The following is a 16,370-nucleotide window of genomic DNA, read 5'->3' as shown; positions in this document are numbered from 1 at the left end:
CATAGCTGCAAGCCACAAGCTGCAAGCTGCAAGAACGCCCCTGTGCCGTTTCTTGAAGCTTGGCGCTTGCAGCTTGCCACCCACTGTATATAATCCCAGTCACTGTATAAAAAGACAGAGCGATCGACATGCTAAAACTGACGCCACGCCAAGCTGAGATTCTGGCTTTTATCAAACGCTGCCTGGAAGACAACGGCTTCCCGCCGACCCGCGCAGAGATCGCCCAGGAGCTGGGCTTCAAATCGCCCAACGCCGCCGAGGAGCACCTCAAGGCCCTGGCCCGCAAGGGTGCGATCGAAATGACCCCCGGGGCGTCACGGGGCATTCGCATCCCGGGCTTCGAAGCCAAGCCCGACGACAGCGGCCTGCCGATCATCGGCCGGGTAGCAGCCGGTGCGCCGATCCTCGCCCAGCAACACATCGAGGAGTCCTGCAACATCAACCCGGGGTTCTTCCATCCGCGTGCCGACTACCTGCTGCGCGTTCACGGCATGAGCATGAAGGATGTCGGCATCGTCGACGGCGACCTGCTGGCGGTACACACCTGCCGCGAAGCCCGTAACGGCCAGATCGTCGTCGCCCGCATCGGCGATGAAGTCACGGTCAAGCGCTTCAAGCGCGAAGGCAGCAAGGTCTGGCTGATTGCCGAGAACCCCGAATTCGCCCCTATCGAAGTCAACCTGAAAGACCAGGAACTGGTGATCGAGGGCTTGAGTGTCGGCGTCATACGCCGGTAAAGGAGGCATCATGCAGTTCCCCCCTGCGTCACAGAACGTACCGCTGCAAGCACAATTGCCACTGTTCGAAGCATTCCTGGCCCAGCCGGTACTGCCCGGACTGAAAAACTCCAGGCCTGCACCCCACCCCGGCGCGGCCCAGGTTTTCAGCGAGCTGTCCTTGCGTGGCGCACTGGGTAGCTGCCAGAGCCTGCTGGCACCGATGCTGCGTGAACTGAGCGAGTTGAGCGAAGAACATGACGCCCGCTGGCTGACCCTGATCGCTCCACCCGCCAGCCTGACCCAGGCCTGGCTGCGCGAGGCCGGGCTGAACCGCGAGCGCATCCTGCTGCTGCAACCGCGCGGCAACCAGAGCGCCTTGCAACTGGCCTGCGAAGCCCTGCGCCTGGGCCGCAGCCACACTGTGGTCAGCTGGCTCAATACCGTCAGCAGCAGCGCCCGTCAGCAACTGAGCAATGCCGCCCGTGCAGGAGACGCACAAAGCCTGAACATCCGCCTCGGCTGATATTCAGGTCTGTTTCAAATGTTGATTTCGCCAGGCTTCCTCAGGACGAGGAAGCCATGCAGGCGATCAGTGCAGAACCCGCGGCCCGTCGTCGCGCTCGATCTCGCCTTCCACCAGCTTGCCAGCCATCTGCACGCCAACACTGAGCATGGCCTTGGCCACTTCGACGTGCTGACCCTGCAAAAAGGCTTTGGCGTCCTCGGAGAAATCCAGGGTTACCAACGAACCCTCGTCCTCGGCACGGCGCAGCTCGATCCGGCCATCAGGCAACTCGACAATTTCTAGAAAGGACGTTGGCATAAGGGGCTGTTCTCCACGAAAGGCCGGCATTGTACCAGCCGTTGCCCCAATCAGCACTCACTCAAACCCTCGCGAAAACGAACCGTAAGGCGCTTGAGATTCTGCCGCCAGCTTTCCAGCTCTTCGCGCGACAGCGCTGGCGCCTCGGGTTCGTCGAGGCTCACCGCCTGGATCAGCGGCTGGGTGACGTCGGTTTTTGCTGCTTTTTTCGCGACCGGCGGTCGGAACAAATCGGCATAAGCGTCAAGCAGTTGCGCCAGCCAGGTTTCGCGCTGTTCAGCCAGTTCGACCAGTTCGGCCATCTCTGGAATAGCAATGGCATCAAGCACTTCACGGGTCAGCAGCAGCTCGGCGCGGGGTGCGCCGGCCTGGGGCAAACGATAGAACCCGGCAATCTCGTGACACAAGCCCAGCAACGCGCCGTACAGGTGGAACAGCGCCGATTCGCGCTCGGCCTGGATCAGCGCCTGGGCGTTCATGGCCCGGCTCTCCTGCGCCTTGCCAAGGGCTTCGAGGGCCAGGCCTGCGAAGTAAATCTTCTGGTTGGTGCGGGTGTAGAGTTCCTGGGCCATCTGGGTGCCCTCCGAAAGGCTGCAAGGCGGTCTATCAATCTACACTAGTGCAGGCCTGAAAAGCATCGCGGGGCAAGCCCGCTCCTACAGACTGTAGGAGCGGGCTTGCCCCGCGATTTTTACCTGACCTGGCGATCAGCGCTTGTCTTCGACCTTCCAGGCATTGCCGTCGTAGAACGCACGCCAGCCAGTCGGCTTGCCGTCAACCTCGGTCTGCACGTACTGCTCCTTGGTCTTGCGGCTGTAGCGAATGACTGCCGGGCGACCGTCCGGGTCCTTCTTCGGCGCTTCGCAGAGGAAGTGGTACTTCGGATCGATCTCGTCCTTGTGCGGGATGATTTCGATCACCAGCGGTGCGCGGGTCTCGCGGTTTTTCGGGAACTGGCTGGCAGCCAGGAACAACCCCGAAGCGCCGTCACGCAGCACGTAGGTGTCGTTGACCTTCTCGCACTTGAGCTCCGGCATCTTCACCGCGTCCATCTTCGGCGGCGCCGCCTCGCCGCTCTTGAGCAGCTTGCGGGTGTTCTTGCATTCGGCGTTGGTGCAACCGAAGAACTTGCCGAAACGGCCGGTCTTGAGCTGCATCTCGCTGCCGCACTTGTCGCACTCAAGGCTCGGCCCTTCGTAGCCCTTGATGCGGTAGTTGCCTTCTTCGATTTCGTAGCCGGTGCAATCCGGGTTGTTACCGCAGATGTGCAGCTTGCGCTTCTCATCGAGCAGGTAGGCATCCATGGCAGTCGAGCAGATCGGGCAGCGGTGCTTGTTGAGCAGCACGCGCGACTCCGATTCACCCTCGTCATCGGCGGCGATCTCATCGCCAGGGACCAGGTTGACGGTGGCCTTGCAGCGCTCTTTCGGTGGCAGGCTGTAGCCCGAGCAGCCGAGGAACACGCCGGTGGAGGCGGTGCGGATCATCATTGGCCGGCCACATTCCTTGCAGGCAATGTTGGTCAGGGTCGGCTGGTTGGCACGCATGCCCTTCTCGCCGTCCTCGGCCAGCTTGAGCTTGTTGCTGAAGTCGCCGTAGAACTCGTCGAGCACGTTTTTCCAGTCGCGCTCGCCCTGGGCCACGTCATCGAGGTTCTCTTCCATGCCGGCGGTAAAGCCGTAGTCCATGAGGTTGGAGAAGCTCTCGGACAGGCGCTCGGTGACGATGTCGCCCATCTTCTCGGAGTAGAAGCGGCGGTTGTGCAGGGTCACGTAACCGCGATCCTGGATGGTCGAGATGATCGCCGCGTAGGTCGAAGGACGACCGATGCCGCGTTTTTCCATCTCCTTGACCAGGCTGGCTTCGGAGTAGCGCGCCGGCGGCTTGGTGAAGTGCTGGCTCGGGTCGAGCTGGATCAGCTTGAGCACTTCGCCCTGGTTCATTTCCGGCAGCACATCGTCATCGCCCGGCTTGCTCTGCTGCGGCAGTACCCGGGTGTAGCCGTCGAACTTGAGGATACGGCCCTTGGCGCGCAGTTCGAAGTTGCCGGCGGTGACGCTGACGGTGGTCGACAGGTACTGCGCAGGCGGCATCTGGCAGGCCAGGAACTGGCGCCAGATCAGCTCGTACAGACGCTCGGCGTCACGCTCCATGCCGCTGAGCTTGGTCGGATGGGTGTTAACATCGGACGGACGAATCGCTTCGTGCGCCTCCTGGGCACCCTCTTTGCTGCCGTAGACGATCGGCGCTTCGGGCAGGTACTTCTTGCCGAACTCGCTTTCGATGTAGCTGCGGGCCATTTCCACCGCATCGACCGAAAGGTTGGTCGAGTCGGTACGCATGTAGGTGATGTAGCCGGCTTCGTACAGACGCTGGGCCATCATCATGGTTTTCTTCACGCCGAAGCCCAGGCGGTTGCTCGCGGCCTGCTGCAGGGTCGAGGTGATGAACGGCGCCGACGGCTTGCTGCTGGTCGGGCGGTCTTCACGCTTGGCCACGGTGTAGCTGGACGACTTGAGCTGCGCAAGCGCTGCCATGGCCTGGGCTTCGTTCAGCGGCTTGAAGGCTTCGCCGTTCTCGCGGGCCACTTCGAAACGCACCTTGGCGTCCTTGGCGGTACCCAGGTCGGCGTGCACTTCCCAGTATTCTTCAGGGATGAAGGCGCGGATTTCGCGCTCGCGCTCGACCACCAGTTTCACCGCCACCGATTGCACCCGGCCGGCAGACAGGCCGCGGGCGATCTTGGCCCACAGCAGTGGCGAAACCATGTAGCCCACCACGCGGTCGAGGAAGCGCCGCGCCTGCTGGGCGTTGACCCGGTCGATATCCAGCTCGCCAGGCTGCGAGAACGCCTCCTGGATGGCTTTCTTGGTGATTTCGTTGAACACCACGCGCTTGTAGCGGCTGTCGTCCCCACCGATGGCTTCGCGCAGGTGCCAGGCGATGGCTTCCCCCTCGCGATCCAAGTCGGTTGCGAGATAGATGGTGTCGGCATCCTTGGCCAGGCGACGCAGCTCGTCGATGACCTTCTCCTTGCCCGGGAGAATCTCGTACTTGGCCTTCCAGCCGTGGTCAGGGTCGACGCCCATGCGCGCAACCAGCTGCTTGCGCGCCTTCTCTTTCGGCGACAGGGCCGGCGCTTCGCCCGCGGCGGCCTTGCCGCGCTTGGCGGCAGGCTCCTTGCTGGCGCTGGCCGAACCGCTGGTGGGCAGGTCTCGGATATGGCCGATACTCGACTTCACCACGTACTGGCTGCCCAGGTACTTGTTGATGGTCTTGGCCTTAGCCGGGGATTCCACAATGACCAGCGATTTGCCCATGGATCGGAAAATTCCTGAATACTGAAAATAAAAACACGGCAGGTACCTGACGCGGCACCGCTATATATAGTGGCAACAGAGTGAGGTCAAGCGCGGGGCTTTAGCCACCCTCGGCATCGGAGCGGGAAAACAGCTCGGTTTCAGCCTTGACCAAAGCAAAGCGCGGCACTTGCTCGCCGTCAACCTCGACCGACTCCAGAAACATCGAAAGCGGTCGCACCCACAGGCCGAATTCGCCGTACAGGGCTTGGTAGAACACCACCCACTCCTCGGTTTCGGAATGGCGCGCGGTGCCGAACACACGATACTCAGGCCCCTTGTAATGCCGGTATACGCCTGGTTGTATCTGCATGTTGCTCACCCTCTTGAAAAAAATTTGCTGCAAAAACAAAAACCGGGGCACCAGGCCCCGGTTTCCGTCCAGCGAAGCGTTAAACGCGTTCGAAGACGGTGGTGATGCCTTGGCCCAGGCCGACGCACATGGTCGAAACGCCGAAGGTCCCGCCATTCTGCTTCATGACGTTGAGCAGAGTGCCGGAAATCCGCGCACCGGAGCAACCGAAAGGATGGCCCAGGGCGATGGCGCCGCCGTGCAGGTTAACCTTCTCATCCATCTTGTCGAGCACTTTCAGATCCTTCAGCACTGGCAGGGCCTGTGCGGCGAAGGCTTCGTTGAGCTCGAAGAAGTCGATATCGGCGATCGACAGGCCCGCGCGCTTGAGCGCTTTCTGGGTTGCCGGAACCGGACCGTAGCCCATGATTGCCGGGTCGACACCGGCCACGGCCATGGAACGGATCACCGCCAGAGGCTGGATACCGAGGTCCTGGGCACGCTGGGCCGACATGACGATCATGCACGAGGCACCGTCGGTGATCTGCGACGAAGTACCGGCAGTCACGGTACCACCTTTGGGGTTGAAAGCCGGCTTGAGGGCCGCCAGGCTTTCCAGGGTGGTGTCCGGGCGAATGGTTTCGTCGTAGTCGAAGACCTTGAGGAAGCCGTTCTCGTCGTAGCCCTGCATCGGGATGATCTCATCCTTGAACTTGCCTTCGACCGTCGCCTTGTGGGCGAGCTGGTGCGAACGCAGGCCGAACAGGTCCTGCTGCTCACGGCTGATGCCGTGCATCTTGCCGAGCATTTCGGCGGTCAGGCCCATCATGCCCGAGGCCTTGGCGGCGTACAGCGACATGTGCGGGTTCGGGTCGACGCCGTGCATCATGCTGACGTGGCCCATGTGCTCGACACCACCGACGACGAAGACATCACCGTTGCCGGTCATGATCGCCTGGGCGGCAGTGTGCAGCGCGCTCATCGACGAGCCGCACAGGCGGCTGACGGTCTGGCCGGCAGCGGTGTGCGGGATCTGGGTCATCAGGGAGGCCATGCGGGCGATGTTCCAGCCCTGCTCCAGGGTCTGGTTGACGCAGCCCCAGATGACGTCTTCGACTTCGCTCGGATCGACCTTGGTGTTGCGCTCCAGCACCTTGCTGATCAGGTGCGCGGACATGTCTTCGGCGCGGGTATTGCGATGCATGCCACCCTTGGAGCGGCCCATCGGGGTGCGACCGAAGTCGACAATCACCACGTCTCTTGGATTCAGGCTCATATATTCACTCTCGCTCTATATCGTTGGGCGCTTAACCGAAGAAGCTCTGGCCGTTCTTGGCCATTTCACGCAGCTTCGCGGTGGGGTGATACAGCGGACCCAGATCGGCGTATTTGTCGGCCAGGGCAACGAATTCGGCTACACCGATCGAGTCGATGTAACGCAGCGCGCCGCCACGGAAGGGAGGGAAACCGATACCGTAGACCAGGCCCATGTCGGCCTCGGCCGCGGTGTCGACGATGCCGTCTTCCAGGCAGCGAACGGTTTCAAGGCACAGCGGGATCATCATCCAGTTGATGATGTCTTCGTCGCTGACTTCACGCTGCTCGTAGACGATCGGCTTGAGCACTTCGAGGACTGCCGCGTCAGCGACCTTCTTCGGCTTGCCGCGCTTGTCGGTCTCGTAGGCGTAGAAGCCCTTGCCGTTCTTCTGGCCCAGGCGCTTGGCTTCGTAGAGCACATCGACGGCCGAACGACGGTCGTCCTTCATGCGGTCCGGGAAGCCCTCGGCCATGACGTCACGGCCGTGGTGGCCGGTGTCGATGCCGACCACGTCCATCAGGTAGGCCGGGCCCATCGGCCAGCCGAATTTTTCCATGATCTTGTCGATGCGCACGAAGTCGACACCGGCACTGACCAGCTTGGCGAAGCCGCCAAAGTACGGGAACAGGACGCGGTTGACCAAGAAGCCCGGGCAGTCGTTGACCACGATCGGGTTCTTGCCCATCTTCTTGGCGTAGGCCACGGTAGTAGCGACGGCCACTTCGCTGGACTTCTCGCCACGGATGACTTCGACCAGCGGCATCATGTGCACCGGGTTGAAGAAGTGCATGCCGACGAAGTTTTCCGGACGCTTGAGGGCCTTGGCCAGCAGGTTGATGGAGATGGTCGAGGTGTTGGACGCAAGGATCGCGTCTTCCTTGACCTGGCCTTCCACTTCAGCCAGTACGGCCTGCTTGACCTTGGGGTTTTCGACCACGGCTTCGACGACGATGTCGACGTTGCCGAAGTCGCCGTAGGACAGGGTCGGGCGAATCGCGTTCAGCGCTTCGGCCATTTTCGCCGGGGTCAGGCGGCCTTTTTCAACGCGCTTGCCGAGCAGCTTGGAGGCTTCGTTCAAGCCCAGCTGAATGGCGGCTTCGTTGATGTCCTTCATCAGGATCGGGGTGCCCTTGACCGCCGACTGGTAGGCGATGCCGCCGCCCATGATGCCGGCGCCGAGTACGGCGGCCTGCTTCACGTCGTGAGCGATTTCGTCGTGGGCCTTGGCTTTGCGCTTGAGCTCCTGGTCGTTGAGGAACAGGCCGATCAGGCTCTCGGCAACCGAGGTCTTGGCCAGTTTGACGAAACCTGCGGCTTCGACTTCCAGGGCCTTGTCACGACCGAAGTTGGCGGCCTTCTGGATGCTCTTGATCGCTTCGACCGGCGCCGGGTAGTTCGGGCCAGCTTGACCGGCGACGAAACCCTTGGCGGTTTCGAACGACATCATCTGCTCGATGGCGTTGAGCTTGAGCTTTTCCAGTTTCGGCTGGCGCTTGGCCTTGTGGTCGAGCTCGCCGCTGATGGCGCGCTTGATCAGGTCCAGGGCCGCAGCCTGCAGCAGCTCGGGAACCACCACGGCATCGACGGCGCCGACCTTCAGCGCGTCTTCAGCACGGTTTTCCTTGCCGGCGGCAATCCACTCGATGGCGTTGTCGGCACCGATGATGCGCGGCAGGCGCACGGTACCGCCGAAGCCCGGGTAGATGCCCAGTTTGACTTCCGGCAGGCCGATCTTGGCGCTGCTGGCCATGACGCGGTAGTCCGCCGCCAGGCACATTTCCAGGCCGCCGCCCAGGGCGATGCCATTGATCGCGGCAACGGTCGGCACGGCCAGGTCTTCGAAATCGCTGAAAATCCGGTTGGCTTCCAGGTTGCCGGCGACCAGTTCGGCCTCGGGCAGCTTGAAGTTGTCGACAAACTCGGTGATGTCCGCGCCGACGATGAACACGTCCTTGCCACTGCTGACAATCACGCCCTTGATCGATGCGTCGGCTTTGATGGTGTCTACGGCCTGACGCAATTCGTTCAGGGTAAGACGGTTGAACTTGTTGACGGACTCACCCTTGAGGTCGAACTTCAGTTCGACGATGCCGCTTTCAAGAGCCTTAACCGTGATGGCTTTACCTTCGTAAATCATCAACTGATCTCCACGATATGGAAGCTGAACTGTACACGCCGATCGCTGGTGAAAGGTCCGGCCGGCCAATGGCCGTTGTTGCCGAACCCTTGCGCCAGGCACACCCGCCAGCGCGATAGTCGGGATTCTGTAAGAGCCGTCTGACAATACAAACGCTCAATTCATACGCCCGTTTGATTTGGGTATGCACACATTCAACGAAAAGATCGCCGTTGTCAAATACCCAAAAGCAGCGGCAAAACGCGACTTTCCGGTCATTTTCTGCTGAGCGCGGGTAAACCGCCGTGGCGGTGATGCTGAGCCATTCACTGGCGCGATAGTGTTCAACGGCTTACACGCCGTTACTATTGATCAACACGGAAAAAGTTGGGATTTGCAGCAGATAGCCGCGAGATGGCTACACTGGGAGAGATTGAACCTTAAGCCGGCCTGCCTGGCCTGTCCGCCCGATCTGTGAATCGGGCTTTTTATTGATGATGATCAGGCCAGCGCCTTGAGGACCTCGGCAATATCCTGCAATACAGCCGTTTCACCGCGCTCTCCCCAGTACAGGGCAACCATCTGCGGACCCGCCTCGACCTTGTAGACGCTTTCTGGCAAGCGTGCCAATTGACCGGCATGCACAGCATCGGTGCACGGCTCGCGCCACTGGTTGAGCCATACGCCAGGGGTGGTCTGCCAATAGCTCCAGCTGTCGCTGCGGCCCGGGCGCCGCGGTCGCAGGTACTGGGCACAGGGGCTTGGCGGCTCTTTGGGCAGCCAGTGCGGCCACTCCTGGGGCGCCAGTTGCATGGCCAGGCCCATGCGCCGGGCTTCCATGCGCAAGGCCATCTGGCCGCTCTGCTTGCGTGAAGGACGCAACCAGGCCAAAGGGCTGAGAATCAGCGCAAGGATTGACACCACTACCCAGACCGTCATATCTGTTGTTCCCATAAAGCTTTGCAAATGAGCTGGTTAGCCGTGGTTCGAAGCGATCAGCCTGAAACCGACCATACTTTAACTATCGCGACTGTCAGGAGAGCTTCTCATGCCCTACGAACACATACTGGTTGCCGTCGACCTGACCGAAGAATGCGACCCGGTCATCAAGCGCGCCATGAAGCTGGCTGAACCTACCCGCGCCAAGGTTTCCCTGGTGCATATCGTCGAACCCATGGCCATGGCCTTTGGCGGCGACGTGCCGATGGACCTGTCGCAGCTGCAACAGCAGCAGTTCGACCAGGCTAAGGAGCGCATGGAGCGCCTGTACAACAAGTACCCCGACATCAACCGCGGCGATTCGCACCTGACCTACGGCCAGCCGCGCCAAGAAATCCACCAGTTGGCCAAGGAGCAGAAATGCGACCTGATCGTGGTCGGCAGCCATGGCCGCCACGGCCTGGCCCTGCTGCTGGGCTCGACCGCCAATGACGTGCTGCATGGCGCACCGTGCGATGTGCTAGCGGTACGCCTGCAGAAAAAAGCCGAGTAAAAGCCTGGGCCCGGCGCACTTTCAAGCGCCGGGCCCTGCCCCTCAGCTGTCGAGCTCAGCCCAGCGCTCGACCAGCACGTCCAGTTCGCCCTGCATCTTCTCCAGGCTTGCCAGTACGGCGCTGGTCTGCTCGATCGGGCGCTGGTAGAAGGCCGGGGCAGCAATTTCTTCCTGCACCGCAGCCATCTTCTGCTCCAGTGCGTCGATCTGGCCCGGCAGGGCTTCGAGCTCGCGCTGCAGCTTGTAGCTAAGCTTTTTCTTCGGCGCGTCAACCGCTGCTGGTGCTGCTACCGGCGCAGGTGCCACGGCCTCGACCACTGCCGTGTTGAGCTCGGACTTGCCCGACTTGCTTTCGGTGACGCCGAGCAGCTTCGGCGAACCGCCCTGGCGGATCCAGTCCTGGTAACCGCCGACGTACTCGCGCACCTTGCCCTCGCCTTCGAACACCAGGGTGCTGGTGACCACGTTGTCGAGGAAGGCCCGGTCGTGGCTGACCATCAGCACGGTGCCCTTGAACGCCGACAGCACTTCTTCGAGCAGCTCGAGGGTCTCGACGTCGAGGTCGTTGGTCGGTTCGTCGAGCACCAGCAGGTTGGCCGGCTTGCTGAACAATTTGGCCAGCAGCAGGCGCGCACGCTCACCACCGGACAAGGCCTTGACCGGCGTGCGGGCACGCTGCGGGCTGAACAGGAAGTCGCCCAGGTAGCTCAGCACGTGACGGCTCTGGCCGTCGATGTCGATGAAATCGCGACCTTCGGCGAGGTTGTCGATCACGGTCTTTTCCAGGTCCAGCTGATGGCGCAGCTGGTCGAAATAGGCCACTTCCAGACGGGTGCCGGACTCGACCTTGCCGCTGGTGGGCTCAAGATCGCCGAGCATCAGCTTGAGCAGCGTAGTCTTGCCGGTGCCGTTGGCGCCGAGCAGGCCGATGCGGTCTTCGCGCTGCAGGACCATGGAGAAGTCCTTGACCAGCTGCGGGCCGTTGGGGTGGCTGAAGCTGACATTTTCCAGGACCATCACCTGCTTGCCGGATTTCTCCGCGACATCAAGCATGATGTTGGCCTTGCCCTGGCGCTCGCGGCGTTCGCTGCGCTCAACACGCAGGGCCTTGAGGGCGCGTACGCGACCTTCGTTGCGGGTACGCCGGGCCTTGATGCCCTGGCGGATCCACACTTCTTCCTGGGCCAGCTTCTTGTCGAACAGGGCGTTGGCGGTTTCTTCGGCCGCCAGCGCCGCCTCCTTGTGCACCAGGAAGCTTGCGTAGTCGCCGTTCCAGTCGATCAGGCCGCCGCGGTCCAGCTCGAGGATGCGCGTGGCCAGGTTCTGCAGGAAGGAACGGTCGTGGGTGATGAACAGCACGGCGCCGCCGAAACCACTGAGGGCATCTTCAAGCCAGGCAATGGCGCCGATGTCCAGGTGGTTGGTCGGTTCGTCGAGCAGCAGCAGGTCAGGCTCGGACACCAGCGCCTGGGCCAGCAGCACGCGGCGGCGCCAGCCACCGGAGAGCTCGGCCAGGGTCTTGTCGGCCGGCAATTGCAGGCGGCTCAGGGTGCTGTCAACCAGTTGCTGCAGGCGCCAGCCATCGCGCGACTCAAGGTCGTGCTGGACATGCATGAGCTTTTCCAGGTCGGCATCGCTATGGATGTTCTGGCTCAGGTGGTGGTATTCGGCCAGCAAGGCGCCGACGCCATCGAGACCTTCGGCTACCACGTCGAACACGGTACGGCCGTCAGCCACCGGCAACTCTTGCGGCAGCTCGCCGATCTTCAGGCCCGGGGCACGCCAGACGTCGCCTTCATCAGGCTTCTGATCGCCCTTGACCAGGCGCAGCATGCTCGACTTGCCAGTGCCGTTGCGGCCGATGATGCACACCCGCTCACCACGGGCGATCTGCCAGGACACCTTGTCCAACAACGGCGTGGCGCCGAACGCAAGGGACACATCGCTTAATTTGAGCAGGGTCATGATCTTCTCCAAAAACCGGGCGCGCATTCTACCCGACTTGGGCCGGCTTCACATTAAGCAGCGCGTCCTACTGTACCTTCCGACGACGGGCCGCTTCTTTACAACCAGATACAAGCACAATGCTTTCATCCGCCTGTTGCAACCGGCTAAGCTAAGGCAATGCAACTCCAACAGTGCTGGCTTCGCCGTCACTTTTCATGGTCAAACTGCCCGGAAGTCTCATGCGCAGCCGCCTGTTCTGCCTCGTATCCAGCCTGCTTCTCACTGCCTCGGCAGTGGGTGTCGCCCAGGCCACCGACATCACCCAGCAACGTCAATACTACGATGAAGCCAAACGCGCCCTGGCCAAGGGCGACAAGGGCCCGTACCTGCGTTACGCCGATGCCCTGCGCGATTATCCGTTGACGCCTTACCTGGCCTACGACGAACTCACCGCCCGGCTTAAAACTGCCAGCAACGACGAAATCGAGAAATTCCTCGCCGCCCACGGCGACCTGCCCCAGGCTAACTGGATGAAGCTGCGCTGGTTGCGCTGGCTGGCCGAGCGCGGCGACTGGGCGACCTTCACCAAGTACTACGATCCAAAGCTCAATTTCACCGAGCTGGACTGCCTCAACGGCCAGTACCAGCTCAGCCACGGCCTGCGCGCCGAAGGCTTCGCCAGCGCCGAGAAACTCTGGCTGGTCGGCAAGTCGCAACCGGCTGCCTGCGATGCCCTGTTCGAACGCTGGGCCGCCGAAGGCCAGTTGACCGAGCAAAAACGCTGGGAGCGCGCCAAGCTGGCGGCCCAAACCCGCAACTATGCGCTAGCCAACACCCTGGTCAAGAGCCTCAACACCCTGGCGCCGCAGGGCCGCCTGCTGATCGACGTGGCGCAAAAGCCCGAGTTGCTCAACCAGCCTGGGCGCTTCACTCCGGTCAACGAGGCGATGTCCGACGTGGTCAGCCTCGGCCTGCGCCGCTTGGCCCGCCAGGACCCGGAGCGGGCCATGAGCCTGCTCGATGACTACGCCAACCGCATGCATTTCTCCCGCGACGAAAAGGTCGCCATCGCCCGCGAAATCGGCCTGACCCTGGCCCGCCGCTACGACCCGCGGGCGCTGGATCTGATGACCCGCTACGACCCGGAGCTGCGTGACAACACCGTCACCGAATGGCGCCTGCGCCTGCTGCTGCGCCTGGGCCGCTGGGAAGATGCCTACGAGCTGACCAAGCGCCTGCCCCAGGACCTGGCCAGCAGCAACCGCTGGCGCTACTGGCAGGCGCGCAGCCTGGAGCTGGCGCAGCCGAAGAACCCGCAGATCCCGCTGCTGTACAAAACCGTGGCCCGTGAGCGCGACTTCTACGGCTTCCTCGCCGCCGACCGCGCGCAAACCCCCTACCAGTTGAACAACAAGCCGCTGGTACTCAGCCAGCAGCTCATCAACAAGGTTCGCAACACCCCTGGGGTCAAACGTGCACTGGAGTTCCATGCCCGCGGGCAGATCGTCGACGGTCGCCGCGAGTGGTATCACGTCAGCCGGCATTTCAACCGTGACGAGATGGTCGCCCAGGCCAAGCTGGCCTATGACATGCGCTGGTACTTCCCGGCCATTCGCACCATCAGCCAGGCCAAGTACTGGGACGATCTGGACATCCGCTTCCCGATGGCCCACCGCGACACCCTGGTGCGCGAGGCCAAGGTGCGCGGCCTGCACTCTAGCTGGGTGTTTGCCATCACCCGCCAGGAAAGCGCGTTCATGGACGATGCCCGCTCAAGCGTTGGCGCCAGTGGCCTGATGCAACTGATGCCGGCCACCGCCAAAGAGACCGCGCGCAAGTTCAGCATCCCGCTGGCCTCGCCGGCGCAGGTGTTTAACCCGGACAAGAACATCCAGCTCGGCGCTGCCTACCTGAGCCAGGTGCACAGCCAGTTCAACGGCAACCGCGTGCTCGCCTCGGCCGCCTACAACGCCGGGCCAGGCCGGGTACGCCAGTGGCTGCGTGGCGCCGACCACCTGAGCTTTGACGTTTGGGTCGAGTCGATCCCGTTCGACGAGACACGCCAGTACGTGCAGAACGTGCTGTCGTATTCGGTGATCTACGGGCAAAAGCTCAATTCGCCGCAGCCGCTGGTGGACTGGCATGAGCGGTATTTTGACGATCAGTGATTGATGCCATCGCGGGGCAACGCCTCGACTTGCCCCGCGATAGAAGTCCACAGCCGAACTACTCCAGCACCGTCACTGCCATCCCCACCTCAAGCCTTCCTACCCCATCGGCCACCAGGTTCTGGCCAAACAGCACATCGCCTTCCTTCTGCCGGTAGGTTTGCAAGGTCGCCAGTGGTTCACGGTCCGGGCTGCGTTCGCCGGTCTGCGGGTCGATGGTGGTCATGATGCAGCGCTCGCAGGGCTTGAGCACCCGGAATTCGACCTCGCCGATACGGATGCGCTTCCAGCCATCCTCGGCAAAGGCAGCACTGCCCTCCACCACCAGGTTGGGACGAAAGCGCAGCATCTGCAGCGGCCGCCCGACCTTCGCTACTAGGTCATCCAGCGATGCCTGGCCAATCAGCAGCAAGGGAAAACCATCGGCGAACGCCACACGGTCGCTGTTCAGGCCATACCCACTGGGCAGGAAGCGTGCACGTTGATCGGGCACGTAAACCAGGCGCACGTCCTTGCCGATGAATGCACTAATCCACTGCGCGGCCGCATCGCCGGCATCGGGTACGCGAAAGGTGTCGCGCCAGATAGTGATACCGCGCAGGTCGTTTTCGGGCTCGGGTACGGCCACGTGCAGCGTGGGATGGCCCGGCGCCTCAAGGGTGAGGCTGCCATCGGCGTTGTGCAGCGCGGCCAGCTGGGTCATCTGCGGGTACATGCGCTGGGTCAGGAAGCGCCCGTTGGCGCGCTCCACGAGCAGCCAGCGGCGGTCCCCGCTCAACCCCAGAAGGTCCAGCGAGGAAGTCTGCAGCGCCTCACCGCGCGCTGATTTGAGCGGGTATCGGTACAACGCACTGAGGCGCATCATGACCTGCCTTGTGTCGGTTAAAGCCCTAGCTTATACCGACTCAGGCCGTGGCTTCATCCAGCATCAGCCGCTGGCGCACGACATCGACCAGCTTGTCGGGCTGGAACTTGGAAAGGAAGTTGTCGCAGCCGACCTTCTTCACCATCGATTCGTTGAAGCTGCCCGACAGCGACGTGTGCAGCACCACGTACAACGAACGCAGGCGCGGGTCGTTGCGGATTTCAGTGGTCAGGCGGTAGCCGTCCATTTCCGGCATTTCGGCATCGGTGAAGACCATCAGCAGCTTCTCGCAAACATCCTCGCCGGCATCGGCCCAGCCCTTGAGCATGCGCAGCGCCTTGAGGCCATCGCTGGCCACATGCATTTTCACTCCCAGTTGCGACAAGGTGTCGCGCAACTGCGCCAGGGCCACGGTAGAGTCGTCGACCAGCAGTACTTCGCGGCCGCGGGCACGGGCCAGCACCGGGTCTTCGAGTTTGTCGCGCGAGACCTTGGCGCTGTACGGGACGATTTCCGCCAGAACCTTCTCGACGTCGATGATTTCCACCAGTTGCTCGTCGACCTTGCTGATCGCCGTCAGGTAGTGCTGGCGACCGGCGCTGGTCGGCGGCGGCATGATGGCTTCCCAGTTCATGTTGACGATACGGTCGACGCCGCCGACCAGGAAGGCCTGCACCGAGCGGTTGTATTCGGTGACGATGATGGTGCTGCCCGGGCCTGGCTCCAGCGGGCGCATGCCGATGGCCTGGGACAGGTCGATCACCGGCAGGGTCTGGCCGCGCAGGTTGACCACGCCGCAGACGTACGCATGGCGCTGCGGCATCAGGGTCAGCTTGGGCATCTGCAGCACTTCCTGGACCTTGAACACGTTGATCGCGAACAGTTGCCGGCCAGCCAGGCGGAACATCAGGATTTCCAGGCGGTTCTCGCCCACCAGCTGCGTTCTTTGGTCTACCGTGTCGAGAATGCCAGCCATCGAAGAGCCCCCAAGGTGTGTCGAAAATGATCCCAATGGCCCTGTATCGGCCGTTTGCCGCAGAGCTTGACCCTGTGAAGAAAATGCTCCGCAGCCCATTGATGTCATTTTACCATCATGCTTTACTGCGCTCACCTCTCCGCTGTCGCAAACACCCGCAAAGGGTCGTATCGAAAACACCGCATCAGGGAATCCCCTAGTGACAATCGGGTGAGACCTGATGTTCGCAATATCCATTAGCCATTAATGTGACGCCATTCTCATTGCATGAACGGAGTCAGGCTTTTGTCAGCGA

The 16,370-nt window shown here is 62.1% G+C and carries 14 protein-coding genes; 4 read left to right on the top strand and 10 right to left on the bottom strand.

Features of this window, described 5'->3' with window-relative positions; all coding sequences use genetic code 11:
• Positions 1-128: 128 nt before the first annotated feature.
• Both lexA and sulA read left to right on the top strand, forming a co-directional pair.
• Positions 129-737, top strand: coding sequence for a transcriptional repressor LexA (gene lexA / locus BLR26_RS11900; protein WP_045194902.1), 609 nt, complete (start codon positions 129-131; stop codon positions 735-737).
• A 10-nt stretch (positions 738-747) separates the two neighbouring features.
• Positions 748-1,242: an SOS-induced cell division inhibitor SulA gene (gene sulA, locus BLR26_RS11895; RefSeq protein ID WP_093380765.1), complete on the top strand. Its 495-nt coding sequence runs from the start codon at positions 748-750 to the stop codon at positions 1,240-1,242.
• Positions 1,243-1,308: 66 nt separating this feature from the next.
• Here the strand turns inward: sulA and BLR26_RS11890 are convergent, their stop codons facing one another.
• From BLR26_RS11890 to BLR26_RS11855, 7 genes are all read right to left on the bottom strand, one after another.
• Positions 1,309-1,542, bottom strand: coding sequence for a hypothetical protein (locus tag BLR26_RS11890; RefSeq protein ID WP_045194907.1), 234 nt, complete (start codon positions 1,540-1,542; stop codon positions 1,309-1,311).
• Between the two features lie 50 nt (positions 1,543-1,592).
• Entirely contained in the window at positions 1,593-2,114 is a 522-nt protein-coding gene (locus BLR26_RS11885; RefSeq protein ID WP_093380759.1) for a DUF6586 family protein, read from the bottom strand.
• 135 nt (positions 2,115-2,249) lie between these two features.
• Positions 2,250-4,862: a type I DNA topoisomerase gene (gene topA / locus BLR26_RS11880; protein ID WP_010226976.1), complete on the bottom strand. Its 2,613-nt coding sequence runs from the start codon at positions 4,860-4,862 to the stop codon at positions 2,250-2,252.
• A 100-nt stretch (positions 4,863-4,962) separates the two neighbouring features.
• Entirely contained in the window at positions 4,963-5,214 is a 252-nt protein-coding gene (locus tag BLR26_RS11875; RefSeq protein ID WP_045194911.1) for a DUF1653 domain-containing protein, read from the bottom strand.
• Positions 5,215-5,293: 79 nt separating this feature from the next.
• Positions 5,294-6,469, bottom strand: a complete 1,176-nt coding sequence (fadA, locus tag BLR26_RS11870; RefSeq protein WP_045194913.1) for an acetyl-CoA C-acyltransferase FadA — start codon at positions 6,467-6,469, stop codon at positions 5,294-5,296.
• Positions 6,470-6,500: 31 nt separating this feature from the next.
• Complete coding sequence (gene fadB / locus BLR26_RS11865; RefSeq protein WP_045194915.1) at positions 6,501-8,648, bottom strand: fatty acid oxidation complex subunit alpha FadB; 2,148 nt, start codon at positions 8,646-8,648, stop codon at positions 6,501-6,503.
• Positions 8,649-9,128: 480 nt separating this feature from the next.
• Positions 9,129-9,566: a hypothetical protein gene (locus tag BLR26_RS11855; protein ID WP_045194916.1), complete on the bottom strand. Its 438-nt coding sequence runs from the start codon at positions 9,564-9,566 to the stop codon at positions 9,129-9,131.
• A 109-nt stretch (positions 9,567-9,675) separates the two neighbouring features.
• On the opposite strand from BLR26_RS11855, the gene BLR26_RS11850 reads away from it, so the two are divergent.
• On the top strand, positions 9,676-10,119 hold the full coding sequence (locus BLR26_RS11850) for a universal stress protein (RefSeq protein WP_045194918.1): 444 nt from the start codon (positions 9,676-9,678) through the stop codon (positions 10,117-10,119).
• Positions 10,120-10,161: 42 nt separating this feature from the next.
• Here BLR26_RS11850 and BLR26_RS11845 read toward each other — a convergent pair whose 3' ends face one another.
• On the bottom strand, positions 10,162-12,084 hold the full coding sequence (locus BLR26_RS11845) for an ATP-binding cassette domain-containing protein (protein ID WP_045194920.1): 1,923 nt from the start codon (positions 12,082-12,084) through the stop codon (positions 10,162-10,164).
• Between the two features lie 221 nt (positions 12,085-12,305).
• Here BLR26_RS11845 and BLR26_RS11840 point away from each other — a divergent pair, with 221 nt between their 5' ends.
• On the top strand, positions 12,306-14,234 hold the full coding sequence (locus tag BLR26_RS11840) for a transglycosylase SLT domain-containing protein (protein ID WP_093380758.1): 1,929 nt from the start codon (positions 12,306-12,308) through the stop codon (positions 14,232-14,234).
• Between the two features lie 58 nt (positions 14,235-14,292).
• Here the strand turns inward: BLR26_RS11840 and BLR26_RS11835 are convergent, their stop codons facing one another.
• Together BLR26_RS11835 and BLR26_RS11830 are read right to left on the bottom strand one after the other, a co-directional pair.
• A complete protein-coding gene (locus tag BLR26_RS11835) occupies positions 14,293-15,099 on the bottom strand; it encodes an MOSC domain-containing protein (RefSeq protein ID WP_093380756.1) in 807 nt (268 codons plus the stop codon).
• Between the two features lie 40 nt (positions 15,100-15,139).
• Positions 15,140-16,075 (bottom strand): chemotaxis protein CheV, encoded by a 936-nt coding sequence (locus BLR26_RS11830; RefSeq protein WP_038994319.1) that lies wholly within the window; start codon positions 16,073-16,075, stop codon positions 15,140-15,142.
• Between the last annotated feature and the right edge of the window lie 295 nt (positions 16,076-16,370).

It is taken from the genome of Pseudomonas sp. UC 17F4 (genome assembly GCF_900101695.1).
Lineage (GTDB): Bacteria > Pseudomonadota > Gammaproteobacteria > Pseudomonadales > Pseudomonadaceae > Aquipseudomonas.
The sequence above is the reverse complement of the archived record's forward strand: the minus strand, read 5'-3'. Positions and strand labels throughout refer to the sequence as shown.